The 24,871-nt window shown below is 66.8% G+C and carries 27 protein-coding genes and 1 pseudogene; 20 read left to right on the top strand and 8 right to left on the bottom strand.

Annotated elements, in window-relative coordinates; all coding sequences use genetic code 11:
• Positions 1-134: 134 nt before the first annotated feature.
• Together OHS03_RS10700 and OHS03_RS10705 are read left to right on the top strand one after the other, a co-directional pair.
• Complete coding sequence (locus OHS03_RS10700) at positions 135-770, top strand: hypothetical protein (protein WP_328662590.1); 636 nt, start codon at positions 135-137, stop codon at positions 768-770.
• A gap of 33 nt (positions 771-803) precedes the next feature.
• A complete protein-coding gene (locus OHS03_RS10705) occupies positions 804-1,337 on the top strand; it encodes an NUDIX hydrolase (RefSeq protein WP_063003130.1) in 534 nt (177 codons plus the stop codon).
• On the opposite strand, the gene OHS03_RS10710 is transcribed toward OHS03_RS10705, so the two are convergent.
• Positions 1,313-2,620, bottom strand: a complete 1,308-nt coding sequence (locus OHS03_RS10710) for an NsdA family TPR-like regulatory protein (RefSeq protein ID WP_328662591.1) — start codon at positions 2,618-2,620, stop codon at positions 1,313-1,315. The two genes, OHS03_RS10705 and OHS03_RS10710, sit on opposite strands and share 25 nt — an antisense overlap.
• Before the next feature lie 400 nt (positions 2,621-3,020).
• Between OHS03_RS10710 and OHS03_RS10715 the strand changes: the two genes are divergently transcribed.
• Positions 3,021-3,233, top strand: coding sequence for a hypothetical protein (locus OHS03_RS10715; RefSeq protein ID WP_328662592.1), 213 nt, complete (start codon positions 3,021-3,023; stop codon positions 3,231-3,233).
• Between the two features lie 18 nt (positions 3,234-3,251).
• Here the strand turns inward: OHS03_RS10715 and OHS03_RS10720 are convergent, their stop codons facing one another.
• Entirely contained in the window at positions 3,252-3,740 is a 489-nt protein-coding gene (locus tag OHS03_RS10720; RefSeq protein ID WP_328662593.1) for a MarR family winged helix-turn-helix transcriptional regulator, read from the bottom strand.
• A gap of 102 nt (positions 3,741-3,842) precedes the next feature.
• Here OHS03_RS10720 and OHS03_RS10725 point away from each other — a divergent pair, with 102 nt between their 5' ends.
• The 3 genes from OHS03_RS10725 to OHS03_RS10735 all read left to right on the top strand — a co-directional run bounded on the left by OHS03_RS10725 (position 3,843) and on the right by OHS03_RS10735 (position 6,297).
• Entirely contained in the window at positions 3,843-4,919 is a 1,077-nt protein-coding gene (locus OHS03_RS10725; RefSeq protein ID WP_328662594.1) for an epoxide hydrolase family protein, read from the top strand.
• Between the two features lie 90 nt (positions 4,920-5,009).
• A complete protein-coding gene (locus OHS03_RS10730; RefSeq protein ID WP_328662595.1) occupies positions 5,010-5,528 on the top strand; it encodes a pyridoxamine 5'-phosphate oxidase family protein in 519 nt (172 codons plus the stop codon).
• 124 nt (positions 5,529-5,652) lie between these two features.
• Positions 5,653-6,297, top strand: a complete 645-nt coding sequence (locus OHS03_RS10735; RefSeq protein WP_328662596.1) for a DUF4097 family beta strand repeat-containing protein — start codon at positions 5,653-5,655, stop codon at positions 6,295-6,297.
• Positions 6,298-6,476: 179 nt separating this feature from the next.
• On the opposite strand, the gene OHS03_RS10740 is transcribed toward OHS03_RS10735, so the two are convergent.
• Positions 6,477-6,959, bottom strand: coding sequence for a TetR-like C-terminal domain-containing protein (locus OHS03_RS10740; RefSeq protein WP_328662597.1), 483 nt, complete (start codon positions 6,957-6,959; stop codon positions 6,477-6,479).
• A 150-nt stretch (positions 6,960-7,109) separates the two neighbouring features.
• On the opposite strand from OHS03_RS10740, the gene OHS03_RS10745 reads away from it, so the two are divergent.
• The 4 genes from OHS03_RS10745 (at position 7,110) to OHS03_RS10760 (ending at position 10,384) form a co-directional block, all read left to right on the top strand.
• Entirely contained in the window at positions 7,110-7,718 is a 609-nt protein-coding gene (locus OHS03_RS10745) for a CatB-related O-acetyltransferase (protein WP_328664169.1), read from the top strand.
• A gap of 10 nt (positions 7,719-7,728) precedes the next feature.
• Entirely contained in the window at positions 7,729-7,956 is a 228-nt protein-coding gene (locus tag OHS03_RS10750; RefSeq protein WP_328662598.1) for a hypothetical protein, read from the top strand.
• A 90-nt stretch (positions 7,957-8,046) separates the two neighbouring features.
• Entirely contained in the window at positions 8,047-9,504 is a 1,458-nt protein-coding gene (locus OHS03_RS10755) for an amidase (protein WP_328662599.1), read from the top strand.
• Positions 9,505-9,514: 10 nt separating this feature from the next.
• Entirely contained in the window at positions 9,515-10,384 is an 870-nt protein-coding gene (locus OHS03_RS10760) for a class I SAM-dependent methyltransferase (protein ID WP_328662600.1), read from the top strand.
• Here the strand turns inward: OHS03_RS10760 and OHS03_RS10765 are convergent.
• Together OHS03_RS10765 and OHS03_RS10770 are read right to left on the bottom strand one after the other, a co-directional pair.
• Positions 10,350-11,585 carry an MFS transporter gene (locus tag OHS03_RS10765; RefSeq protein ID WP_328662601.1) on the bottom strand — a complete coding sequence of 412 codons (1,236 nt, stop codon included), beginning with the start codon at positions 11,583-11,585 and terminating at the stop codon, positions 10,350-10,352. The two genes, OHS03_RS10760 and OHS03_RS10765, sit on opposite strands and share 35 nt — an antisense overlap.
• Positions 11,586-11,654: 69 nt before the next feature.
• Positions 11,655-12,404, bottom strand: a complete 750-nt coding sequence (locus OHS03_RS10770) for a ferritin-like domain-containing protein (protein ID WP_328662602.1) — start codon at positions 12,402-12,404, stop codon at positions 11,655-11,657.
• A gap of 175 nt (positions 12,405-12,579) precedes the next feature.
• Here OHS03_RS10770 and OHS03_RS10775 point away from each other — a divergent pair, with 175 nt between their 5' ends.
• The gene (locus OHS03_RS10775) at positions 12,580-13,386 is read left to right on the top strand and encodes an alpha/beta fold hydrolase (RefSeq protein WP_407942474.1); all 807 of its coding nucleotides are present in this window, start codon (positions 12,580-12,582) and stop codon (positions 13,384-13,386) included.
• A 28-nt stretch (positions 13,387-13,414) separates the two neighbouring features.
• Here the strand turns inward: OHS03_RS10775 and OHS03_RS10780 are convergent, their stop codons facing one another.
• Positions 13,415-14,857 carry an amidase gene (locus tag OHS03_RS10780; RefSeq protein WP_328662603.1) on the bottom strand — a complete coding sequence of 481 codons (1,443 nt, stop codon included), beginning with the start codon at positions 14,855-14,857 and terminating at the stop codon, positions 13,415-13,417.
• A gap of 161 nt (positions 14,858-15,018) precedes the next feature.
• Here OHS03_RS10780 and OHS03_RS10785 point away from each other — a divergent pair, with 161 nt between their 5' ends.
• The 3 genes from OHS03_RS10785 (at position 15,019) to OHS03_RS10795 (ending at position 17,762) form a co-directional block, all read left to right on the top strand.
• Positions 15,019-15,882 (top strand): alpha/beta fold hydrolase, encoded by an 864-nt coding sequence (locus OHS03_RS10785; protein ID WP_328662604.1) that lies wholly within the window; start codon positions 15,019-15,021, stop codon positions 15,880-15,882.
• Positions 15,883-16,408: 526 nt separating this feature from the next.
• Positions 16,409-17,566 (top strand): coiled-coil domain-containing protein, encoded by a 1,158-nt coding sequence (locus OHS03_RS10790; RefSeq protein WP_328662605.1) that lies wholly within the window; start codon positions 16,409-16,411, stop codon positions 17,564-17,566.
• A 10-nt stretch (positions 17,567-17,576) separates the two neighbouring features.
• Positions 17,577-17,762, top strand: a complete 186-nt coding sequence (locus OHS03_RS10795; RefSeq protein ID WP_056819732.1) for a hypothetical protein — start codon at positions 17,577-17,579, stop codon at positions 17,760-17,762.
• A gap of 4 nt (positions 17,763-17,766) precedes the next feature.
• On the opposite strand, the gene OHS03_RS34690 is transcribed toward OHS03_RS10795, so the two are convergent.
• Positions 17,767-18,669, bottom strand: coding sequence for an LGFP repeat-containing protein (locus tag OHS03_RS34690; RefSeq protein ID WP_407942507.1), 903 nt, complete (start codon positions 18,667-18,669; stop codon positions 17,767-17,769).
• Positions 18,670-18,825: 156 nt separating this feature from the next.
• A pseudogene (locus OHS03_RS34695) lies at positions 18,826-19,479 on the bottom strand (DUF1906 domain-containing protein); the annotation flags it as partial.
• A gap of 232 nt (positions 19,480-19,711) precedes the next feature.
• On the opposite strand from OHS03_RS34695, the gene OHS03_RS10805 reads away from it, so the two are divergent.
• From OHS03_RS10805 to OHS03_RS10830, 6 genes are all read left to right on the top strand, one after another.
• Positions 19,712-20,467: a prolipoprotein diacylglyceryl transferase gene (locus tag OHS03_RS10805; protein ID WP_328662607.1), complete on the top strand. Its 756-nt coding sequence runs from the start codon at positions 19,712-19,714 to the stop codon at positions 20,465-20,467.
• Positions 20,464-20,862: a hypothetical protein gene (locus OHS03_RS10810; RefSeq protein ID WP_063893698.1), complete on the top strand. Its 399-nt coding sequence runs from the start codon at positions 20,464-20,466 to the stop codon at positions 20,860-20,862. Before OHS03_RS10805 ends, OHS03_RS10810 begins: the two co-directional genes overlap by 4 nt.
• 5 nt (positions 20,863-20,867) lie before the next feature.
• Complete coding sequence (locus OHS03_RS10815; protein WP_407942508.1) at positions 20,868-22,418, top strand: radical SAM protein; 1,551 nt, start codon at positions 20,868-20,870, stop codon at positions 22,416-22,418.
• Entirely contained in the window at positions 22,415-22,687 is a 273-nt protein-coding gene (locus OHS03_RS10820; RefSeq protein WP_328662609.1) for a hypothetical protein, read from the top strand. The genes OHS03_RS10815 and OHS03_RS10820 overlap by 4 nt, the downstream gene beginning before the upstream one ends.
• A gap of 69 nt (positions 22,688-22,756) precedes the next feature.
• A complete protein-coding gene (locus OHS03_RS10825; RefSeq protein ID WP_328662610.1) occupies positions 22,757-24,205 on the top strand; it encodes a S8 family peptidase in 1,449 nt (482 codons plus the stop codon).
• Between the two features lie 8 nt (positions 24,206-24,213).
• Entirely contained in the window at positions 24,214-24,825 is a 612-nt protein-coding gene (locus OHS03_RS10830) for a maltokinase N-terminal cap-like domain-containing protein (protein WP_063003110.1), read from the top strand.
• Positions 24,826-24,871: the final 46 nt, after the last annotated feature.

Genomic DNA, 24,871 nt, shown 5'->3' on the forward strand with positions numbered 1-24,871 from the left:
TCGGGCATGCACACGTTTTCGGCGGCGAATTCCGCCGCCCGAGACCGCAGAAGATCTTGATTCACCGCCATATGATCCGCTACAGCGACGAATTTCGCATAGTCGACAGCACATCGACATGATTCAATCACCGGATGTTGATGTTCGCGCTCACCGAAGACGACCTCGGGCGCCGAATTCTGGACTGTCCGGGCGGTGCGGCAGGATTCGCGGCCGAAGTCATGGAACGTGGCGGTGATGTCACTGCCTGCGACACAGCCTATTTCGACAACGGCGTCGAACGTGTGGCTGCCACTGCGGTCGCCGAAGCAGACCGCGGCAACGAATACGTTCGCCAGCACGCCGACGCCTACCGCTGGACATTCTTCGCCGACCCCGACGAACACCGACGCGCCCGTCGCGAGTCGGCCCAACATTTCGCCACCCACACCCGCACGTCCCCCGAGTGCTACATCCCGGCCCGTCTCCCCACACTCCCGTTCGCCGACAACACCTTCGACCTCGCCCTGAGCTCACACCTGCTTTTCAGCTACGCCGACGACCTGGACTACACCTTCCATCGCCAGGCGATCATCGAACTGGCACGGGTCGTCACGACCGAAGTCCGACTGTTTCCCTTGACGCCCATCGGTTCGTCGGCGCGGTACCCGCAACTCGATGAGTTGCTCGCGAATCTGTCGCACTCCGGTATCCGGGGCCGAATCGTGGAGGTCGAATACGAGTTCCAGGCAGGCGCGCACGAGATGCTGGTCTGCCAGGTGCCGACCTAGTCGGCGTGCGCATCGGCGGCTACGGTCAAACGCGTGAGCGACACGCAGTGGAAGATCCTCGGCGAGCATCTGGTGGACGAGAACCGCCATATCCGACTCAAAACCGTCGATATCGAGCTTCCTGACGGCGTGAGGTTCACGCAGTATGTCGCGAAGATGCCGCGGTGCGCGATGACGTTGGTACTCAACGGATCCCGTGAGGTGCTGCTCATGCGGCGCCACCGGTTCATCATCGATCGGTGGGTGTGGGAAGTCCCTGGTGGCTATGTCGACGGTGCGGAGGATGTCGCCGCGGCAGCGGCCCGGGAGGTGGAGGAGGAGACCGGCTGGCGGCCGACGTCGATGGAGCATCTCGTCACCTACCAGCCCGCGATCGGCACACTCGACCAGCCGCAGGAGATCTACCTCGCACGCGGTGCCGAGCCCACCGGTGCAGCGCCCGACATCAACGAAGCCGTTGAGGTCCGGTGGTTCTCGCTACGCGAGGCAGAGGCGATGATCAGTCGCGGCGAGATCGTCGGCGCGGCGACCGTAGTCGGGATCTACCGGGCGCTGGCGCTCGCCTGAGCTCCTACCCGCTGACGGAATTCCGCCACTTCGGGGATCGTGTCGTGGGGTGCGAGGCGGGCGCGGACATCACGCAAGTACGCGCCGGTCCGCTTCGACTCCACCTCGGCGGCCAGCTCGAGTGCCTGGTCGCCGATATTGACAGCTTCGCGAGGGTCGTCGGCAGCGAGGCTGGACGCGAGCAGACACAGATTGAACGCGCGCTTGTGGTCACCCAGGTCGCGGAAACAGTGCGCCGTGATGGCCGACATGTACGCGGTATCGAGATAACTGAGCCACCTCGGCCGATGCGGGTCTGCGCGACCGAATGCCCGCTCAGCTGATACCAGGGTGGCGGTGCAGGTCGACCGGTCGAAGCGGGCGGCGTGGCCATGGGCTTCGGCCATCAGACACCCGGCCTCCAAGGTCGGCGAACCCGCGGTTCTGGCAGCTATCCGGGCTGCCCGAGCAAGGTCGACGGCGTCGCCTGCCCGCCCGACGTAGACCGCCTGGTGTGACATGGCACCGAGAATCTCAGCACTGAGCGCGGCATCTCCAGCAGCCCTAGCCTGACGTAGGGCCTGAATCAGATAACGCTGGGCGAGGCCGTGCTCCTCGAGGTCGTATGCCGCCCAACCCGCGAGCTTGGTCAGCTCTGCCGACGCTGCGTACAGCCGACGCCCGACATCCTCGGTGTAGGTCCCGTGCAGCATCGGCGCGACAGACGTGTGCAGATAATGCACGACAGTGGAGCGGATACGCCCGCCACCGACCCGGTTATCCAGTTCGACGAAGGCCGTGGTCATCCTCCGGACCGCATCGACATCTGCTTGGCCGATCCGGCGGTACCCGGTCGAGGACACCGGATGTTCAGGTCCAGGCAGTGTCAACCATCGCATCGTCGCAGCCGGGTAGACCGCAACAGCATAGGCAGAGTCGCGCAGGAACCTCCTGCATTCGACGTCACTGCGCCACAGGGCGGTCGCGGCGGCAGTGGCCTCGGCGAGCGACAAGGAAAATTCCAAACCGAGGTCGGCTGACTCGGATCCTGTCATCCCGCAGTCGGCGGACGTGATTCGCCGACCGGTCAACTCGCTCATCACGTCCGCGATGAGCGAGGGCGCGGGTGGAATGGGCTGCTCACCCGCGAGCCACCGTCCGACCGAGGTGTGGTCGTAGGCGAGGTCGACGCCCACCGTACGACCACGTTCAACAACGCGTCGGGCCAGACTCTTTCGGAGCACGCCCGTCTCGTCGACGAGCTCCTGCAGCTGGCGGTTGGGTTGCTTCGGGTGGCGTCCCATCTATGGAGTGTGGCACCGGGTGAACGCCGTAGCCAGGAATTCCCTCTCGCGCACACCCCCTCTGCACACATCCGCCCTGCACACGCGCCTTCCGCATTGGCGTCCTCCACGGTGTGCTTGGTTTCGGCCCAGCAATCCTGGAGCCTGCCGATCCAACGATGGGGCCTGTCACCGTGAACGTTCTCTTGTTCTGTAACCGCGACCCTGGTCCACTCACGGCCGAAAATGCGCACAAAGTGATGCAGGTCCACTTGGAGTGCGAGGTCGACACCTGCCGCGCTCGTCGGCGCGCCCGGAATACGTTGGTCGAGCTGAAGCGGATGGTGCTCGACGAGCGGGCTCAGCAAGCGAGATCTTGACGATGGTCGTCAACTCCCAGGCGCTGACGAGGTGCGAGACCATGATCCTCGCCGCTGTTGTTCTGTGGGACAAGCCGATTGCTGGTTGCACAACCGAGGATCTCGTGAAGGCTCTGCAGCACAACCGGTCTCGCACCGAGCAGTATCTGGGACAACTTCATGCCAAGGGGATGATTCGTCGTCGACACGGGCAGCGGACCGACCGATGGTGGCCGACCGCGCGAGGCATCAGCGCCCTGGAACTACCGGAGTGAAGCCCCCGTTCTGGGATATCACCCGGTTCGACGCGGCATCTCGCTGGGTTGCTCGGTTCGTTGAGTGTGGTGGTCCAACAGTTTCGACAGCAACTTCGTCAGGTTTTCTCGTTCCAGGGGAGACAGCGGTTCGAGAAGTTCTTCTTGGCTTTGGGCGAGTTGTTTTTCCAGGCGTCGCAGTTGGCGTTTGCCCGGGGTGGTGAGAGAGATGACGTTGCGGCGGCGGTCGGTGGGGTCGGGGGTGCGTTCGACGAGGTTGTGGTCGGCGAGTTCGTTGATGGTGGCGACCATGTCGCTGACGTGGATGCCGCTGCGGCGGCCGAGGGTGGCTTGGCTGGCGGGGCCGAATTCGTCGAGGCTGGACAGGAGGCGGTAGTGGTAGCCGCGGGCGTCGGCGGCGGCGAAACCTTCGGTGACCAGGCGGTGGGCGTGGTTGCCGGTTTGGGTGAGTAGCCAGGTGGGCAGGTTTGCCCACCTGGCGGGGTTCGGCTCCGGTGGGTGTTCCATGTGACAACTCTAACAAATCGTTTGTGTGACGAACGATCGCGATATCGTTGGTCACACAAACGTTAGTCGCCCCAACGTTGGGCCGACAAAGGAGTCGAGACCATGATCGAACCGTTCCGCGTCGACATCCCGCAGGCCGATATCGACGACCTCAACAACCGACTCGCCCGCACCCGCTGGCCCAACGAGCTCGCCGACGCCGGCTGGGACTACGGCTTCCCTCTGGCGCGGTTGCAGGAACTCGCCGAATACTGGCGCACCGGCTACGACTGGCGAGCGCACGAGGCGAAACTCAATGAACTCGCGCACTTCACCACCGAAATCGACGGCCAGAACATCCATTTCGTCCACGTCCGTTCGCCGAAGCCGGACGCGCTCGCGCTGATCCTCACCCACGGCTGGCCCGGCTCGTTCCTCGAATTCCTCGACGTGATCGAACCGCTCTCGCGCGACTTCCACCTGGTGATCCCGTCCATCCCGGGCTACGGCTTCTCCGGTCCGACCCATGAACGCGGCTGGGACATCGTCCGCGTCGCGCGCGCCTGGGCCGAGTTGATGCGTCGGCTCGGCTACGAGCACTACGGCGCGCAGGGTGGTGACTTCGGCTCGGGAATCTCCCAGTCGCTGGGTGCTCTGGCGCCCGAGAACGTTGTCGGCGTCCACGTCAATTACCTGCCTACCCGGCCGAACCCGGAGGTCGAACTCTCCGGCACCGACGAAGCGCGACTCGACAAGGTCAAACAGCTCATGGCGAATCGCCCGCCCTACCAAGCACTACAAGCCGCCACCCCACAGACCATCGGCTACGCGCTCACCGATTCACCCGTCGGCCAACTCGCCTGGATCGCCGAACGCTTCGCGCAGTGGACCGACCCGCGCTCGCCGATCAGCGACGACCGGATGCTCACCGACATCTCCCTGTACTGGCTCACCGCCACCGCGGCCTCTTCGGCGCGACTACACCGGGAGTCTTCGCGGGGCAGTGCGCCATGCCCGGTGCCCCTGGGCGTCGCGGTATTCGCCCACGACATCACCCAATCGGTGCGCCCGCTGGCCGAGCAGCTCTACGACATCAGGCACTGGTCGGAATTCGACCGTGGCGGTCACTTCGCCGCGATGGAGGTGCCGGACCTGCTCGCCGCAGACATCCGGGAGTTCTTCCTGCACAACATCAAGTGAGATCGGCGCGGAAAGGTGACAAGAGGTGTCAGGTTATGGGTCGAGGATGGGTTCGCCGGTTGATGCACCACTAAGAGATAGGGGACCTCCTTGCGTGAAACTTCAGCAGATCTCGCAGAGCTTCAGGCGCTGCTCGACGCCTCGCTGTCCGGCGCTACCTCGCACCTTCGCTCGATCATCGATGGTGAGAACACGCTGACCGCAGCGCAGCTCGCCCAGACCCTCACGGGCATGTGCACGCTTGCTCTGTCCACGGTGACGGCGAAGGGCGAACCGCGGATCAGCGCCGTGGACGGACACTTCCTGCACGGACAGTGGCACTTCGGTACGGCGCGCAACGCCGCGAAGGCGCGCCACCTCGCAGCGCGACCGGCCGCCAGCGTCGCGCACCTACGTGGTGAGGACTTGGGCGTGTTCACGCACGGAACGGTCGAGGTCCTCAATCCGCTGGGTGGCGAGCTATGCGCGGAGTGGCCGCAACTGCTCGCGTACTTCCAGGACTTCTACGGCGACGACGCCTTCGACTGGGACAGTGAGGTGGTCTATTACCGGCTGCGTCCGCACTGGATGACCGTCTACGCACCCGACATCACCCGGCTCGCTACCTGACTGCCGGGGCATCTGTAGCTCCGCTGAAAACTCAGGGTTGCGCTATACGTATACATCTACTTATAGTGAGAGCACGCAATGTACGTATACATCTACGTATAGCCTTCGCAACCTAGGAGTACAGATGCCTACTTTCCAGACGCCGCAGCCGATCGCCGTCGCCGTTGATGTGGCCTGCGGTGATGTCACCGTGGTCGCCGCCGACCGAGCCGACGCTGTTGTGGAAGTCCGACCGGCCGACGCGTCCAGCAAAGCGGATGTGCGTGCCGCCGAACAGATTCAGGTCGAATTCGCCGGCGGCAAGCTGACGGTCGCGTCTCCCAAGAAGTGGAAGGCCTTCACCCCGTTCGGCGGCAACCCGACGGTCTCGGTGACCGTCGAGGTGCCGATCGGCTCCGTGCTCGACGCGACCGTCGCCATGGGTCGACTGGTGAGTGTCGGCGAATTCGACCGGTGTGAGCTCGAGGTTTCCGCCGGCGACATCGTGGTCGAGCGCCCGGGTGGTTCGGTGACCGCGAAGACCGCCAAGGGCAACATCCGCGTCGACGAGGCCGCGCGCGGGGTGCTCCGACTGGAGACCTCGATGGGCGATCTCGAGGTCGGAATCCGCCCGGGCAGTGCGGCGCGGCTGGAGACCAACGCGCTGCACGGCAGCGTGCAGAACCGGATGGAACACGTGAGCCTCTCGCAGGGGAGCGGGGATTCTGTGCAGGTCTTCGCGCGCAACCTCTACGGGAACGTCACCGTGGGGCACGGGACTCTCGTGTAGCGAAGTCCGAAACCGTTGCGCCCGAAGCCATTCGCGTGTGACCTTCAGTGCCCTGAGCGATGATCGCCTGACCGACCGGCAGCACATGATGGGCCTCGGGCGCTCCGCAACTGGTGCGACAGCCGCCGACCACCCCCCGGTGGTCGGCGGCTGTTTTGTCGTCCGCGCAGGAGCTTGTGTCATCGGTTGAACGCGCCGGCGTCCGCGGCGAGCGCGGCGCTGGTGGCAGCGCGGTCGGGCAGGCGGGGGTCGGGCGGGGTGCGCAGGAGAACCAACTGGTGGTAGACCGGTGCGGTCGCGGCGATCAGGAGGGCGTGCGCGTCGACATCGGGTGGAAGCTCGCCGCGCTGGATCGCGCGCTCGACGATGACCTCGGACTGTGCGTAGCGGTCGTCCCATAAACGCCGCAGAGCTCCGGCGGCTTCCTCGGATCGAAACGACGCGGCGATCAGCGCCGCGGCGAGCGACGGCTCCTCGGTCAAGGAAACCTGGATCTCGTGGTTGAGCGCCGCGAGATCGCCGCGCAGCGAGCCGGTGTCGCGAGGGCTCCAATGCTGGTCACCCGCCGCATCGAAGAGGTCGGCGAGCAGACCGCCGACGTCTTGCCAGCGGCGATACACCGTGGCTCGGTGCACGCCCGCCCGGGCCGCGACGGCGTCCATGCTGTCGACGTAGCTTAGTGCGACAGTTGTCGTATTAACAACGGTGGGTGTGCGACCTCCACCGGCGTCCGATAGCGCACCCGCCGAAGGAGTTTCGCTGTGCCCCACGAATCCGCACCTGTTCCCGCAGACCCGACGGTGCTGCATCCGATGCCCGAGCAACCGCGAGTCGTGCTGCTGAAGCCGCTGATCGCATCGCCCCTCATCGAGGTCGGCGAGTACTCCTACTACGACGACCCCGATGAGCCGACCTCGTTCGAAACTCGCAACGTCCTCTACCACTACGGCCCGGAGAAACTGATCATCGGGAAGTTCTGCGCCCTGGGCACCGGAACGCGGTTCATCATGAACGGGGCCAACCACCGGATGGACGGCCCGTCGACCTTCCCGTTTCCCACTATGGGCGGCTCCTGGTCGAACCACTTCGACCTGCTCACCGGACTGCCGGTCCGAGGTGACACCGTGGTCGGCAACGATGTCTGGTTCGGCAACGGCGTGACGGTGATGCCCGGCGTGCGGATCGGTCACGGCGCGATCATCAGCGCCGGCTCCGTCGTCACCCGCGATGTCCCCGACTACGGCATCGTCGGCGGAAATCCGGCCGGCCTCATCAAAACCCGGTTCAGCGACGGCGATATCGCCCGACTGCTGGCGGTGGCGTGGTGGGACTGGCCCGCCGAGCACATCACCGCACACGTGCCGACGATCATGTCGGGCAGCATCGACGACCTGGAAGCCGCCGCCGAATCCGTGAAATGAGTGAGTCGAAGTGCACTCCTGGGTTCCCCAGCGGGCGATCCTGGAACGGGCCGACGCCTTCGTCACCCACGTCGGTATGGGTGCGTCGACACCGCGGAAGCCGCCGCCCACAACCTCCTTGAACGATCTGATCGGCGATCCCGAGGTCGCCCGCCGCTCAGCGCAACTGCGCACCCGAGCACAAGCCGAAGGCGGGACCATCCGTGCCGCCGATCTCATCGAAAACATGCTGGTCTGAACCGTATTTTCATCGCTGGCCGAGACATCTGTCCCTGTTGTGCAAAAAGATGTTTTATGGCTCTTGCGACCTGCGGTTAGCGTCGAATTCATGGATTGGAATTTCGCGTCGGCTGAAGAACTCGTGACCACTTTGCGTGCCGGTGAGGTGACATCGGTGGAACTGACCGAGGGGGCGATCGCCCGGATCGAGCGTGACGACGAGGCGATCAACGCGATCTGTGTGCGGGACTTCGATCGTGCTCGGGTCGCCGCGCGTCGTGCCGATCAGGCGCGTGCAGTTGGTGAGGATCGGCCGCTGCTCGGTGTTCCGGTGACGGTCAAGGAGTCCTACAACATGGCTGGGCTGCCCACGACCTGGGGCATGCCGCACAACAAGGACTATGTTCCTGCCGAGGACGCTATACAGGTGTCGCGGCTGGAAGCCGCCGGGGCGGTGATGCTCGGTAAGACCAATGTGCCATTGGGACTGCGAGATGTGCAGAGCTTCAACGAGATCTACGGCACCACCAACAACCCGTGGGATCACAGCCGGACGCCGGGTGGATCTTCCGGCGGCTCATCAGCGGCACTGGCGTCGGGATTCGGTGCGCTGTCCATCGGTTCCGACATCGGCGGTTCGCTGCGCACCCCCGCGCATTTCTGCGGTATCTACGCGCACAAGCCGACACTCGGGCTGGCGGCGAATCGCGGAATGGTCGCGCCGCCCGCGCAGGCTTTGCCGGTCGACCTCGACCTCGCCGTTGTCGGTCCGATGGCGCGCACGGCCCGCGACCTCACACTGCTCCTCGATGTGATGGCCGGCCCGGACCCACTGACGCTCGGCAAGGCGTACGACTTGAGACTTCCGCCCGCGCGCCATGAGCGGCTCAGCGATTTCCGGGTTCTCGTCCTCGACGAGCATCCGCTCATCGGGACCGGGATCGCGGTACAAGCAGGGGTGAATCGGGTAGCCGACGCGCTCGTCGACAGTGGTGCCCGCGTCGAACGACACAGCGCGTTGCTGCCCGATCTGGCCGAGGCCGCGACGATCTATATGCAGTTGCTGTTCTCGGGCTCGGGCGCAGGGTTTCCCGTCGAAGCGTACGAACAACTTCGGACCCAGGCCGCCGAACTGAGCATCCACGACCAGAGTCTCGACGCGACGCGGTTGCGCGGCCTGGTCTTCACCCACCGTGACTGGGTCGAGGCGAACAACCGCCGCGAACTCCACCGCCACGGCTGGCGCCAACTCTTCGCCGAGTTCGACGCCGTGGTGTGCCCGATCACCCCGACTCCCGCATTCCCCCACGACCACGATCCCGATCTGCTGGGACGCCGCATCGACATCGACGGCGTCGAATACCCCTACCTCGACCAGCTCGTCTGGGCCGGTCTGGCCACCATGCCCGGCCTACCCGCCACTGCCATACCTACCGGGCTGTCCCCCGAGGGGCTGCCGGTGGGAGTGCAGCTCGTCGGTCCGATGTTCGAAGACCGCACCCCGTTGCGGTTGGCCGAATTGCTGGAGCAGAGGATCGGCGGCTTCCGAGCACCCAATCGTGAGTAGGTTCGTGAGCATGGATAACGAGGGACCCAGTCGGACAGCGCTCATGACCGCCTACGATCGCGCCTACCATCAGATTGCTGACAGGCCACTGATCCTCACCGATCCGATCGCGGCACGTCTGCTCGGCGTCACTGCCGACGAACTGTCCGAATGGGCCGAGCCGACAGGTGATCGTCGCGGTGTCGAGATCAGCGATCGGGCGCGACGGCTGTTCCTCGCTGCTCGCGCCCGCTTCGCGGAGGACCACGTAGCGACGGCCGTCGCTGCCGGGGTACAACAGGTCGTGGTACTCGGCGCGGGCCTCGACACCTTCGCCTACCGCAACTCACACACGGAACTGCGCGTGTTCGAAGTCGACCATCCTGCTACCCAAGCCTGGAAGCATCAACGTCTCGTCGCGGCCGACATCGACCGCCCCGACACGTTGACCTTCGTCCCGGTCGACTTCGAAACCCAGGTGCTGGCAAAGGAACTGGAGTCAGCCGGATTCATCCGGTCGGAGCCGGCCGTGTTCGTGTGGCTCGGTGTGGTGTTCTATCTGACCCCGGGAGCCGCTCAGTCGACCCTCGACTACATCGCTGGTCAGGCCGAGCCGGTCGAGGTGATCTTCGACTACCTGCAACCGGCAGAGACCGACGAGGATCGCGCGCACCTGAAAGCGCGCGCGGATCGACTGGCCGCCCTCGGCGAGCCCTTGTTCAGCTACTTCACACCCGACGACATCACCGCACAGTTACACGCCCTCGGCTTCACCGACATCGAAGACCACCCCGCCGCAGACCTCATCGACAGCTACCTGGACGGATCCGCGAAATTCGACGGCGAATCAGCCCAGGGCCTGCGCGCTAGCCGGATGCTGCGGGCGACGAAGCGGTCATAGAGGCGACCGAAACTCGGGAGGTGAACCGAAAGACGATCGCGGCGGCTGCTCCGATAGTCGCCGCGGTGACTGCCGCTGTCGTCGGCCAGCCGAACCAGCCGACCGATGCCGCGCCGAAAGCAGTGCCGAGGCTTCCGCCGACGAAATACACCAGCATGTAGGCACTGTTGAAGCGGGCGGGGGCTGTGGGGTCGATCGCGAGAACGGTGCTCTGATTCGCCACCTGGGCGGCGAAGAGGCCGGCATCGAAGAGTGCCAGGCAGACCAGCGTCACGACGAGGTCGGTAAGTGCGAACCCGGCGACGACCAACGACGCTGCTGCTATCGACAGACCGACCATGATCACGCGCCGGGCGCCCACTCGGTCGGTCCACGCGCCGGCTACCTGCGTTGCCAGAATCCCTGAAAGCCCGGCCAATGCGTAGAGGCCGATTCGTTCCGACGAATACGAGAAGGGAGGCTGCGACAACGCAACGGCCAGACCTGCCCACATCGAGCAGAACGCGAAGAACCACAGCGCGCCCGCGATGGCCGCGATCCGCAGCGTGGCGTGGCGCACGAGCAGGCCGGGAAGCGAACGCAGAGTCGCGAGGTAGCCTCGCTGTCTTGCGCCCTGACCGCCGGGCAACATCACCAGGCAGCATCCGGCGATGAGCGCGCAAGCGGCGGCGAACGTCAGAAGTGTTCCGCGCCAGCCGATCTCGTCGGCGAGCCAACCGCCGAAGATCCTGCCCGCCAGGATCCCCACCGAAATTCCGGCGGTCACGACACCGAGGGTTTTCGCGCGTCGACGCGGGAGAGCGAGCCTGCCCGCGACTGAACTGAGGCTCGCTCCCACCGTCGAACACGCTCCGATCACCGCGGTCGTCAGCGCCAACTCCCACCTACCACCGACTGCGGCACTGAGCGCCAGAGCAACCGCCAGCACTGCGAACTGAGTCCCGATCACCCGCCTGGGTGCGAACCGATCGACCAGTGGGACAAGCAGACCCAGACCTGCCATGTACCCGATCGGCCCGCACGCGAGGGCGAGTCCGACCACCGTGATCTGTAAACCCAAGGAATCGGCCACGTCCCCGATCGCGGGCTGCAAGGGGTAGATGGTGGAGGTCCCGAGCGCGGCCGCGAGCGCCATGAGCAGCACGACCGAACCCCGCAATCGGGTGTCGGCGTGGATCTCGACGGCAGGATCTGTAGTCATATCGACCGACGGTAGAAAGTGCGAGTACCCGACGCTGGCGGGAAACCGACACAACCGTGTGCCCGCGAATCAGGTCCAGACGTATCGCTGCGGGTCCATTCGTTGCCAGCCGCGATGCATTTTGGCGTAGGCCGCCCTGCGGTAGTGGGTCCAAGTGAAGCCGCCGGCACGGAGTGCACGATGATGCCCCGCCCACACCAGGAGCATCACTACCAAGAACAGGACACGGTGGGCGAGCATGGTGAGGCGAAAGCGAGCGCGGGATCGGTTGTGCAGCAACACGGCCAGACGCTCACATTGCAATTGCACGTGCGGCACCTCGTCGGCGAGGATCTGCGCGCAGACCGCGCGCAGTACCGGCGAGCCGGTGGCTCGGCGGATCGCGTTGTAATAGACCATCGCCAGGGTCTCGACCATCACGACGGGCGTGGTCCAGACCTCGATGTCGGTGATGCTGTACCGGAGTCGGCGAAACAGGGTGTCGCCCCAATCCGCTCGGCGGCGTGGGATTCCCGCATCGTCCAAGATTCGGCCCAACAGTGCGCCGTGGCGTTGTTCTTCGCGGATGAACAGGTCGATGACGTCGCGGTATGCGGGGTCGTCGGTGGCTGTGGCGTAGCGGTCAGCGGAGGCGGACAGGTGAGCGCCGTCCGAAGTCTCGCCGAGCTGCCAGGCCTGCAGTGAGCGGCGAATCGGTGCCAGCTCCGCCGGATCGGCTCCGATGCCGTTCGTCTGCCACGGAATCGGTCGCTGTCGAGCCGCATTCTGCTGGAAGTAGTCCAGCCATTCCGCGGTGGAGCGCACGCGACGCTCACCCACCCGCGAGCCTGTGGCCGACGGACTGTTTCGTTCCCCCACGAATTTCCCCCTCTGTTCAGCTCCACTCGTACCCGAAAGTCGACGTCGCCGCCAGCGCTTGCTGACCATTCGCCGCGCAGGGCAATACTGTTGCGTGGGCATTCGCCAAAATCTTTGATGATGAGAGGACGAAGTCATGACGAGCAGGCTCCGATCGAACATGGCGGTCGCGGTCGCGGTCGGCCTGGGTGCGGGCGCGCTCAGCGCGACGGCACCCGCTCTGGCCGCCGACACCCCCACCGTGGTGCTGGTTCACGGCGCGTTCGCCGACACGACCAGCTGGGACGGTGTCGCCGAGGCCCTGCGCGCGGACGGTTACCGCGTGGTGGTCCCGGACAATCCGCTGCGCGGTCCCGCCAACGATGCCGCCGCGATCGAACGCACACTCGCCACGATCGACGGGCCGATCGTGCTGGTCGGACATTCCTACGGTGGCGCGGTGATCACCAACATCGACGACCCCGACGTGACCGCGCTGGTCTACATCGCCGCGTTCGCCCCGCAGCAGGGTGAGCCCGCCCAGTTGGCACTGGATCCGATCCGCTTCCCGGGTAGCCAGCTGCTGCCCCCGGTCCTGCAGCTCGCCGTCGTCGACGACAGCCAGGGCATCGCGGGCAAGAACCTCGACGGCTACGTCGCTCCGGCGTCGTTCCACGAGGTGTTCGCGCAGGACGTCAGCGACGCCACCGCCGCCGACATGATCGCCCACCAGCGCTCCATCGCCGTAGCGGCGAACATCGAACCCTCCGGACCGACCTCGTGGTCCCACACGCCCAGCTGGTACCTCGTCTCCGGCGCCGACCGGGTGATCCCCCCTTCGTCCCAACGTTTCATGGCCGACCGGATCGGCGCCCGCACCACCGAGATCCCCTCCTCCCACGCTTCCTTGGTCGCGCAGCCCGCTGCCGTCGCCGCGGTCATCGAAGAGGCCGCCACGCACTGACATTCGAGGTATCCGGCCTCGAGTGTGGTCAGTGGCGTGGCCTGACCCAGCCGCCGAACGCCTTCTCGAGAGTGAGGGCCGCGGCGATCGAGAGGTGGTCGCGGTTCGGGCCCGCGACCACCTGAACTCCCAGCGGCAGACCACCGGAGCCGCGGCCGAGGGGAACCTGGGTGACCGGTAGTCCCGCGAGGCTGAACGGCGCGACCGTGTTCGTACGCCACAGGCGCCCGGTGGTGCGACCGTGGCGGGGTGCGACCGTGGTCAGGGTGGGATGCAGGAGCAGTCCGTCGCCGATGGTTTCGGTGATCTCGGCGGCAGCGTTGTGCGCGGCAGCGGTGATGCGCCGGGCCATCGGGCCTGGTAGTCGTGCGGCGATCAGTTCGCCGAGTGCGAGAAGCCGGGTAGCGAGTGCGTGGTCCCCGCCCGCAGCGGTGAGCTGCCCCAGCGCGAGGATGTCGGCGCCTTCGTTGCTCATGATCTCGGCGAAACTGATGCCGGTTTCCTCGGCCAGCACGATCGAGGCGAAGAGCCCGATCATCCGCAGAGCAGGCATCGGTACACGGGTGATCTCGGCGCCGACATCGGCGAGCGCGGCCGCGGCACGGTCACGTGCTGCCAGCACTTCGCGGCCGACGCCGGGGGCGAACGTCTTGTCGAGCAGCACCACGCGAGCACCGCGTAGCGAGGTGGTCGCCGGATCGCCGAGGGTGACTTGCTGTATCAGCGGATCGGTCCCGTCGGGACCTGCCATGATCTGCAACAGCGGCATGAGATCGGCTGCACGGCGGGCGATGACCCCGTTGGAGCACAAGGCGGCGACCCCGAAGGGCGGTGGCCAGGCGCCGGTGGTCGGGAGCAGACCGGTCGAGGGGCGGTGACCGAAGACGCCGTTGCAGAAGGCGGGGATACGGATCGAGCCGAGGGTGTCGGTGGCCAACCCGAGCGGGGATCCGCCGCTGCCCACGGCGGCACCCTCACCGCCCGAGGACCCGCCTGCGGTGCGTGCCTGGTCGTGCACATTGTTGGTTCGCCCGTAGACCCGGTTGGTGGACTCGATCCACATGCACCCCTCGGAGGTGTTCGTCAGACCGAGCACGATCGCGCCGGCATCCAGGACTCGTTGCACCACAGTGGCATTGGCGGCGGGACGCAGATGCTTACGCGCCACCACCCCCGCCGTGTTCGGCAAACCGGCGACGGCCAGGGATTCCTTGACGGTGATCGGTACGCCGAACAGCGGTGGCAGGCTCGCCGGGCCGGTCGCGAGGTGGGCGTCGGCGGCGTCGGCCTGCTGTCGCGCGGTGTCGTAGCAGTCGACGACCACGGCGTTGGTGGCAGGCGCGAAGCGTTCCAGCACGGCGATGTGGGCATCGATCACCGCACGGACGGTCACCTCGCGAGCGCGGATGGACGCGGCCAGGCCGATCGCGGACTCATCAGTGACCGTCGGGGCGTCGGGGCGAAGCATCATGCGTTACAGTATTACGCACTCTGTCAAGCCGTATCTCGCTGGTCGGCAAGCGGAAACTGCCCCAATCGCGGAAGGCCGCACACGATTTCCCCTGCACCGATGACTTTCGGGTGAATCCGACGTCGTAACCACTGGGTGTACCGACAGGCAGGAGTCCAGGCATGGCGAGACCGGTTCGATTCGATCCGACCTCGGTACGGGCGAACGGGGTGGATCTCGGCATCGAGAGCTTCGGCCGCGAGGACGATCCGCTGGTGCTGCTGGTCGGCGGCACGACGATGCTGTCCTGGCCCGACGCGCTGTGCGAGCGACTCGCATCGGGCGGGCGGCGTGTGGTCCGCTACGACCTGCGTGACTCCGGCGCGTCGACGCTTCTCGACCCGGAGCATCCTGCGTATGACCTGCGGGATCTCGCGGCCGACGCGGCGGCGCTGGTCGAGGCGCTCGGAGCCCGCACCGCCCATCTCGGTGGGGTCGGCGTAGGCGGGATGATCGCTCAGGTCGCCGCGCTGGACTACCCGGACGTGTTCTCCGCACTGACCCTCGTCAGCACCCGGTCGGTGGCGCCCGGCCCGGTCGACGAGGACCTGCCCGACCACGATGGCGCGATCATGCGCGAGCTGTTCTCCCGCCCGATGCCGGACTGGACCGACCGGGACGCGGTCGCGGCGTTCGCCGCCGAGGGCGCCGCGTTGTTGGGTAACGATCCGGAGCAGGCGCGGTCGACGGCGGCCCGGATCTGGGACCGGACGCCGTCACCCGATCCCGCCGTCCACGAGGCGAACCAGCTCGGGATGGTGTTCTCCCGGATCGACTGCACCCCGCGATGGCGGGAGCGACTCAGTGAACTCGACGTGCCCACGCTCGTGGTGCACGGCCGCGCCGACCCGTTCTTCCCCGTCGGCAACGGCGAAGCCCTCGCCACCGAGATCCCCGCAGCGCGACTGCTCGTCCTCGACGACATGGGTACCGCTCTGCGCCACACCGCGGCCGACCAGATCGCTGTCGCCATGCTCGCCCTCTGACGCGCGGCGTGCTGTCCGAGCTAGGGCTGGAGCGCAGTAGCGCGCCGCGCAGGACCTGTGCGGATATGGTCCGGATCGGCTTCGTGGTCGTCGAGGAAGACGGCCGCACACAGTTCTTAATTCGGTGGGTCACCCGCCGACGCCTTCGCGGTGCACGATCACCAGCGTTGCCTCGACGATCTGGACTCGGCGGCGTTGGCCGCGTTGTGTGCGGCCGTCGATCGATCCCATATCCACGGATGGCCATGTCGGTCTGCCTCATCCGTGATATCCCGCTTTCCGTGACGGTTTGGACCGAGCACAGTTTTCGACGTGTTCCGTAGCAGTAACGTTGCGTTGGCCGTGACCAAACGTAAACGTAATAAAATCAAGGTCATTGAGAGCAGGTAGAGATCCTGACCGCCGATAATGTTCACTTATCGGCGGTCAGGATCGAGAAGGCTCGATTCGACTCCTAAAGGGGCGACACGGAATTCGTTTCGTGTATTACGTGCGAAAGTGACGAAACCAACGCTACGATTCTCCCGTGTCGAGCGTCTGCAACTACCCGGGCTGTGCCCGCCCCATCGCCCGCGCCGGTGGCCCGGGTCGTCCCTCCGAGTACTGCGATCACCCGGACCACACCCGGTGGCGAGCCTGGCGCGAAAGGCAACGGCAGCAACAGGAGTCCGAGAGTGCGGCCGCTACCGTCACTGTGACGGCTCAAGGGCCGGTGACCGTGGCGCGGTTGCGGGCCGATGAGCTGCTCGGTCAATTCCGAGGGCTGGCCGAGCAATTGGGGACCACGTTGAACGCGGCGGTGGCCGAGCTGCAGACGATCGGGGATCCGTCGGTGGCCGAAGCGCAGGTCCAGGCCGCGCAGGCCGACGCTGCCCGCCGGATCGCCGAAGCGGAGATGGCGACGGTGGCGGCCGAACAAGCGCGACGGGAAGCCGAAGAGGCACGCGCGCTGGCGGAATCGGTGGCCGAAGAGGCGGTGGCCGCCGCGGAAGCAGCTGAGCAGGCGGTGGGTGAGGCGCTCGCGGCCAGGGACGAAGTCGTCGCCTCGGTGGACGCGCTCACCAGGCAGGCCGCCGAGGACGTGTTCGCGGCGCGTAGCGATGCCGAGGCGCAAGTGCGTGCGGCGCAACGACAAGCGGCCGACGACATCGACAAGGCCAAACAGGACGCCGACGACACCGTGGCCCGCGCCGAACAGCGCGCCGACACCGAGATCGCCCACCAGCGCCGAGACGCCGACGCCCGCATCGCCGCCGCGAACGCCGAACGTGATCTCGCGATCCAGCGCGCCGCCGACGCCGACCGGGCCACCGAACGTGCCGAGCAAGCCACCGCCGAGCGAGTGGAGGCCGCCGCCGAAGCACGCGAGGAGTGGCGCCGGGCCCGCACCGAACTCGACACCGCGCGCGGCGAACTCGACCGCACCCGTACCGAGCTCGCCGAGCTGCGCCGCGCTACCACCATCGACACCCAGCAACGCCGCGACGAATCCGCGGCCGCGCTGGAACAGGTACGCGCCGAAGCCGCCGAACGATGGGCCGCGCTCGACGACGCCCGCAAACAAACCCTGGCCCGAGCCGAACGCGCCGAAGCGCAGCTCGACGAACTTCTCGCCACCACCCGCGCCCCGATACCGCCAGACATGAGTGGGGTATCGGCGGCGGTGAGCAGCGACCTGGACTAGCGTCACGCACATGACCGAGCAGCCCGGCCCTCTCGAATCGACCCGTGAGTTCGCCGCCATCGACATCGACGACATGCTGAACGCCGAGGAAACCTACACCGGCCCCACGTCACGGACGCGGCTGATCGCGATCCTGGTGGTGGCGGCGCTGGTATTGGGCGCCGGCGCCACCACCTTCGCGATCCTGTTGGCCTGACCCCTCACGCGGGCCGAGCCAACGGAGTGTCGGGGTCGCCGGAATTACGCAGTGCGACGATCTGGTCGGGCACCCAGTAGATCCGGCCGAACTCGAACGCCTGATAGACCCCGTCGTCGTGGCCGATCTCGTCGGAGGCAGGCCACCCGAGCTCGCCGTTCTGGTAACCGGCCGCTGCCCACCGCGCACCGATCGCACCGTGCACCCAGTACGCGGGTTGCCCGGCGCGTCGGTACACGGTGCCACCTTGAAACGCCTGCGTCAGCCCCGGTCCGGAACCGCGCGGGTCGGGCAGTTCGGTGTGCTCGGCGGTCGGGTAGCCCAGGGGGCCTGCCTCCCACCCCAGCTCGGCATATTTGGACATGACCGCCGTCGGGATCGCGTGGGCATCGGTGGCCGGATGCCAGTAGACGTAGCCGTGCTCGAATTCGGCGAAACGTCCCACCCCGTCCGGTGTGGGGAGTTCGCCGTCGGTGCGGCGCGCGCCCAACCACGGGGACGCCGCGGCACGAACATCGATCGCCGTCGGTGTGGTCCCACCGGCGAACGCGGCGACGTGGGCGGCGAACACATCCCACGGGAAGTTCGGTCCCACATCGGTGTGGGAGCCGATGCCGAGCGCCCTCGTGACGTACTGGTGATCGGAGATGCCGTCGCCGACGTAGTAATCCGGCTCGATCACCTCGGTCGAGTACCCGTGGCGGTGTGCGCTGCGCACAGCCAGGAACGCCGCGATCCGCAGATCGCCGTCGATGCGCAACCACTGCTCACGCGACCACGCGATCCGGCTGCCGGCGAAGCACAGATTCACGGTGAAAGGGTTCGCCGACAGCACCGACCACGACGCACGTTCCTCCGCTACCACCCGCACCACGATCGCGTCGCGCAGCGTGTAGTGGTAGGACACGCCGTTGGCGGGGTTGTTGAGGTAGGCGGCAAGGGATTCGGCGGTGCCGTTGCCTTCCTGGGTGTGCAACAGGAAGTTGGTGATGCGGGCGCCGTCACGCGAGGAGTGCGAGGGTCCGAGGCGGTCGATCTCGGTGAACTGCGGGACCGGGACCGAGCGGTCGAGTGCCCACTGCCCGAAGTCGGGGGCGAGGATGTCGTCGACATCGACACGGGTGCCGTCGATGAGAGGTCCGGGGTTGCTCGGAGTGTCGATCACCCGCTGGTAGAGCACCGCGCGCGGCTCCCGCTCGGTGCCCGACCAGGCTCGCGTCTGCCACGCCCAACTGAACTCCCCGCGCGCGCCGACCACGCCGTCCTCGATCGCCCACGCGCACACCCGCGAATGCCCGTAGATCCCGGTCCATTCCGTACCCAGCACCGCATTGACCCCGCGAAAGAACTCGACGGCGGTGCTGTTCCACTGCGAGAGCGAGATGTCCTCGTCGACGGCGAAGAAGATCGGTGCCTGTCGAGGCGCGCCCACGCTCAGATGCGTGGCCAATGCCTGTTCGGCCATGCGCCGACCGCCGTCGAAACCAGTGGTCCAGTCCGACGGCGTCGCGTCGCCGGGTTTGCCGTATTGCCAGATGGAGACGATGTCGAGCCCGGCAGCGGTGAGTGCGCGCGCGTAGTCGGCGGTGATCGGTTTGGCACCGAAGTTCGCACCCGGCCTGCTCGGTGAGATGTAGGCGAGGACCGCCGAATGACCCGCCGCGACGATCGCCGGCGGATCGATGAGCCTGGCCGCGAAATCGACAGCTGTAGACATGATTGACCCCCTGTATGACTGCGTACCCGATGGAATTCCCGAAATGGTGGAACTATCGCGATGATCTACGCTGGTACCCGAGGACCGGTACCGGGGTGAGGATCTCACCTCGCACCATTCTAAACGAAACACTCACTCCCGCACCGTCGTTCACCAACGAACAGGGTAGTACCCGAATGTGGGAGTAGTTTCACTCACGCACGCGGGCCGTCGTGCCCGCTAACCTTTGGCCATGGTGGCGCAGCTGATGTGGGGGATCCCGACGCACGGGTTCTTCGTCGCGCTCGGGGTCGCTGTCGCCGCGGTGGTGTTCGTGACCGAATGCAGGCGCCGCGACGCGCTGCGCGAAGAGTCCCTGGTCGCGGTCACCGGCGCGTTGGTCGGTGGGGCGATCGGTATGCGGTTGTCGAGTCTGGCCGAGACGCTCGATCCCTACGAGAGCTGGATGTTCGGTGCGCGCAGCGTGCTCGGCGGATTGTTCGGCGCGTATGTGGGCGTGTTGATCGCGAAGCGGATCATCGGCTATCGGGAACGGACCGGTGACCTGTTCGCCCCGGCGGTGGCGCTGGGAATGGCGGTGGGGCGCATCGGGTGCCTGCTCACCGAGGCGCCGGGACGGCCCACGAACCTGCCGTGGGGGATCCACGCGCCCGCGACGGTGCCACAGTGCCCCGGGTGTGTGGCCGGTGTGGCGATGCATCCCAGTTTTCTCTACGAAATCGTGTTCCAGCTGGCCGCTTTCGGCGCACTGTGGTGGTTACGCGACCGGATCAGCACACCGGGGGAGCTGTTCACCCTCTATGTCGGGGCCTATGCGATCTTCCGGTTCCTGGTCGAGTTCACCCGTGCCAACGACACGGTGTGGCTGGATCTGACGCGCCCGCAATGGTTCCTGCTGCCGGGACTGGTCCTGGTGGCGGTGCGCTGGACCATCGGCTATCGGCGCGGCAACTACGACGGTGTACTTCGACGAAAGGTCGCGGCATGAACTTTCCTCCCGGACCACCACCGAACATGCCACCCCCACCCCCCTATCAGGGCGGAAAGCCGCCGGGGCAGGGCGGTCAGATCGCGGCGATGGCGTTGGCGGGTGCGATGGCGTTCATCGTGGTCAACGCGATCGCGGGATTCGTCGTGTTCCTGGTGGTGGCCTCCATCAACGACGACACCGCGACCAAGGCGCTGGTCGGTCTCACCGCGGTGGTCAGTGCGGCGGCGGCCTTCGGGGGTGGCTGGCTGTTGATCCGGCGCAAACGGCCCGCTCCCAAGGGGTTCGGAATGGGGCTGATGATCGGGTGGTCGCTGGTCTCGGTGTGCACGGCGGGTTTGTGCACGGCCATCAACCCCGAGCTGTACACGGGCATGTTCGGGATGGCGCGATGACCGGGATGCCGTTGCGGGGCGATCGGATCCTGCGCTATGTCACCGCGTTCTGCCCCCGCTGTCACGACGAACACCCCGAAACGCCACTGCCCGAGGTCGCGCGACTGTCGGGGTGGCTGGCCGAACGGGACGGGAAGGTTTTCCTCGAACGCGGGTGTCGCACCCACGGCATGGTGCGGACCCTCTACGACGAGGACCCCGAGATCCTTGCCTACCTCGAAGAGTGGACGGCCCCGACCAAAGCGCACCTGCCCGACACCGTCGGCAATTTCCATCCCGTGCCCTCGGCGTATCTGCGGGGGCTGCCCGAGATGCAGACCCAGCACACCTGCATCCTGCTCGAGGACATCATCGACAGTTGCAACCTGCGCTGCCCGACCTGTTTCGCCGACTCCTCGCCCGAACTACGCGGTGTGGTGGCGGTCGAGGACGTGCTGGCCAATGTCGATCAGCGGCTGGCCCGCGAGAACGGGCGCCTGGACGTGCTGATGCTCAGCGGCGGTGAACCGACCCTGCATCCGCAGTTGGCGCACCTGCTGGCCGAGCTCACCGCGCGGCCCATCACCCGAATCCTGCTCAACACCAACGGTCTGCGCATCGCCGTCGACGACGAACTGCTGGCGCTGCTGCGTACCCATCGCGACCGGGTCGAGGTGTATCTGCAATACGACGGGGAAACAGCGCAGGCCTCACGCCATCACCGCGGCGGTGACCTGCGGGTCCGCAAACAGCAGGCACTGCAACGGCTTTCGTCGAACGCCGTCTTCACCACCTTGGTGATGACAGTGGCGCTGGGCGTGAACGACGACGAGATCGGCGCGGTGCTGCGCACCGCCATGGACACCCCGTTCGTCGGCGGAGTTTCGATCCAACCGCAATTCGGGTCCGGGCGTTCGGGAGCGATCGACCCGATGGACCGGCTCACCCATACCGGCGTGCTGCGCCGACTCGGCCCGCAGACCGACGGGCTGGTGACCTGGCGCGACCTCACCGCGCTGCCGTGTTCGCATCCGCACTGCTGCTCTGTCGGCTACCTGTTGCGCGATGACGCCGGGCAGTGGCGGTCGCTGGTCTCGCTGATCGGGCACGAGCGGTTGAAGCAGCAACTGGGCCTGGTGTCGAACCGGATCGCGGACTCGGCGCTGCCCGCCGAACTGCGGATGGCGGTGCAGGAATCGCTGCTGGGATTGCTGTCGGAGCAGTCGTCGCTGTCGCATCCGGAGATCGGGCGGGTGTGGCGCAATATCTGCGAGAACTGTGACCTGGGGATGTCGACCCTGCTGACATTGGCGTCGTCGGCATTGCCCGGACGGCGCAAGCGGTTGCGGACACTGCTCGGAGAACGGGTCGTGCGGATCACGATCAAACCGTTCATGGATATGTCGACGATGATCGAAGAACGACTCACCCAGTGTTGCGTGCATGTGGGCACTCGCGCCGACGCTGATCAGTGCGCGCCGTTCTGCGCGGTGCAGGCGTGGCCCGCGCTGTCGCGGCAACGGTTGTCGGCAGCGGCGCCGTCGGGACGGGCGTTGCTGCCGGTGGAGGTGCGGTGAGCGAGCGCGGGGTCTATTACGAGGAAGCGATGCGCGCCCAGCAGCCGCACGACCCGTTGACGTTGTGTGTGGTGGCAACCGTGGCGTTGCTGACGTGGCTCGTGGGCCCGTGGGCGGTGGTCGGGTTCGGCGCGCTCGCGTTCGTCGGGTATTGGCGGGCGTGGCGGGCCGGGTTGCGGCGCAGTCGATGCTGGTTGCGCGACACCCGCCTGGTGCTGGCCTATGTCGCGGCGATCGCCGTGGTCGGGATCGTCGGCGCGATGTGGTGACGGCGTGTCGCCGAAGCCGGTGCGGCAGAACAGTAGCGGGCGAGCGCGGGGCACGGTTGACTGGTAACCATGGCCGCCACTCGATCCAGCAGGCAGCGTCGATCAGGGGCGCCCGCACCCGCGGTCCCGCCGGGTGAACTGATCGTCATCACCACGCCGACCGGCCCGGAGATCACACCGATCGCCCTGCGCGAGAACCGATCCGTCCGCACCAGAGTCGATGAATTGCTCCCCGGCTCGGCGCGTCTGGTGCCGATCTTCGGCCCGGACAATCGACTTGCGGCCAGACTGGCCGACACACCGCAGGCGCCGGTCGCGGGAGACTACCTCAGCTACTACTCGGTGCACGGTGAACTGGGTGACCTCGGCGAACTCGCGCATCGGCTGCGCGAGGACGACACCGTGGCCGCTGCCTATGTGAAGCCCGCGGCCGAACTGCCGCTGGCACCCCTCGCCGAGAACATCGTCGCACCGCGAGCGCCCGCTGTGACACCCGATTTCCGGGTCAGGCAGGCCTATTTGGACGCCGCGCCCAACGGCATCGATGCGGTGTGGGCACACGGTCAGCCCGGCGGGCTCGGCACCGGCGTGCGGGTAATCGACGTCGAGGGCGCGTGGCGGTTCACCCACGAGGACCTGCGCCAGAACCAAGGCGGGATGATCGGTGGCACCGCGTCCGACGATCTGGGGTGGCGCAATCACGGCACCGCCGTCGCCGGTGAGATCAGCGGCGACCTCAACGCCTTCGGCGTCACCGGGATCGCACCCGAAGCCCACATCAGGGCCATCTCCGTGTTCGGCATCGGCTCGGCCGCCGCGATCCGCTCCGCGGCCGACGCCTTGAACCCCGGCGACATCGTCCTCATCGAATTGCATCGCCCCGGTCCGCGATTCGACTACCGGGCGACTCCTGATCAGCGCGGCTACATCGCCGTGGAATGGTGGCCCGACGACTTCGCCGCCATCCGCTACGCCGTGAGCCGCGGCGTCGTCGTCATCGAAGCGGCGGGCAACGGGGCCGAAAACCTCGACGACGCCGTCTACGACACCCGCCCCGGTGATTTCCCCGCCACCTGGCACAACCCGTTTCGCGCGGGCCGGGCCGACTCCGGCGCCGTCCTGGTCGGCGCGGGCGCCCCACCACCGGGCCTGCACGGCCGCGACCACGGCCCCGCCCGCTCGCGTCTGGACTTCTCCAACCACGGTGCCCGCCTCGACGTCCAAGGCTGGGGCCGTGAGGTCACCACCACCGGCTACGGCGATCTCCAAGGCGGCCCCGACGAAGACCTCTGGTACACCGACGAATTCAGCGGCACCTCCAGCGCCTCGCCGATCGTCGTCGGCGCCGTCGCCGCCTACCAGGGCATCCGCGCCCACGGCCCCGGCCGCGCGACCCCGGAACAGATAAGGACCCTGCTCCGCACAACAGGCTCCGCCCAGACCGCCGCCCCCGGCCGTCCCACCACCCAGCGCATCGGCACCCTGCCCGACGTGCGCGCCATGTCGGCGAAAGGCTGATACCCGCGATGGCAGTCATCCACCAGACCACCGTCACCCCGTCCAAGCGCGATCTCGTCGCGACGTGGTTGCCCAGCCGGCAGTGGTACCGGGGCACGACACCACACATCCGGAAGGCCGGCGGGTTCCGCCTCGACGATCCCGCAGGCGAGGTGGGCATCGAATTCCTGCTGTTCGTCGACGATTCCGGTGCCGACGAAGTGTTGTATCAGGTGCCGTTGACCTATCGTGGGGCGCCGCTGCCGGGAGGTGACGCCGCGCTCGTCGGCACTGCCGAACACGGAGTACTGGGCCGTCGCTGGATCTACGACGGCACCCGCGATCCGGTCGCGATCGGCGCCGTCGTGGATCTGCTGACAGGTCGGACGAGGGCTCAGGCTCAGAGCGTCAGCGACGCGCCGGATCCGACCGTCGTCGTGACGCAGCCCGAACACCGGTCGATCGAGGGTGATGTCGGCATCGGTCTGGACGACATCACCCACACCGACGTTCCCATCGGGTCCGCTGTCGTGCGATTCCACCGCTCGCCCGCAGCCGTACGACTCGGCGCGGCGGGCTCGGTCGCCGTGCCCTCCGCGCTGGGCCCGGTCGTGGAGCTGATCACCGTGCTCACCGACTAGCCCCACAACTGCTCCCCACCACGCCACCTCGGGTCGAAAACCAGAT

This window comes from Nocardia salmonicida, from assembly GCF_036142455.1.
Lineage (GTDB): Bacteria > Actinomycetota > Actinomycetes > Mycobacteriales > Mycobacteriaceae > Nocardia > Nocardia salmonicida.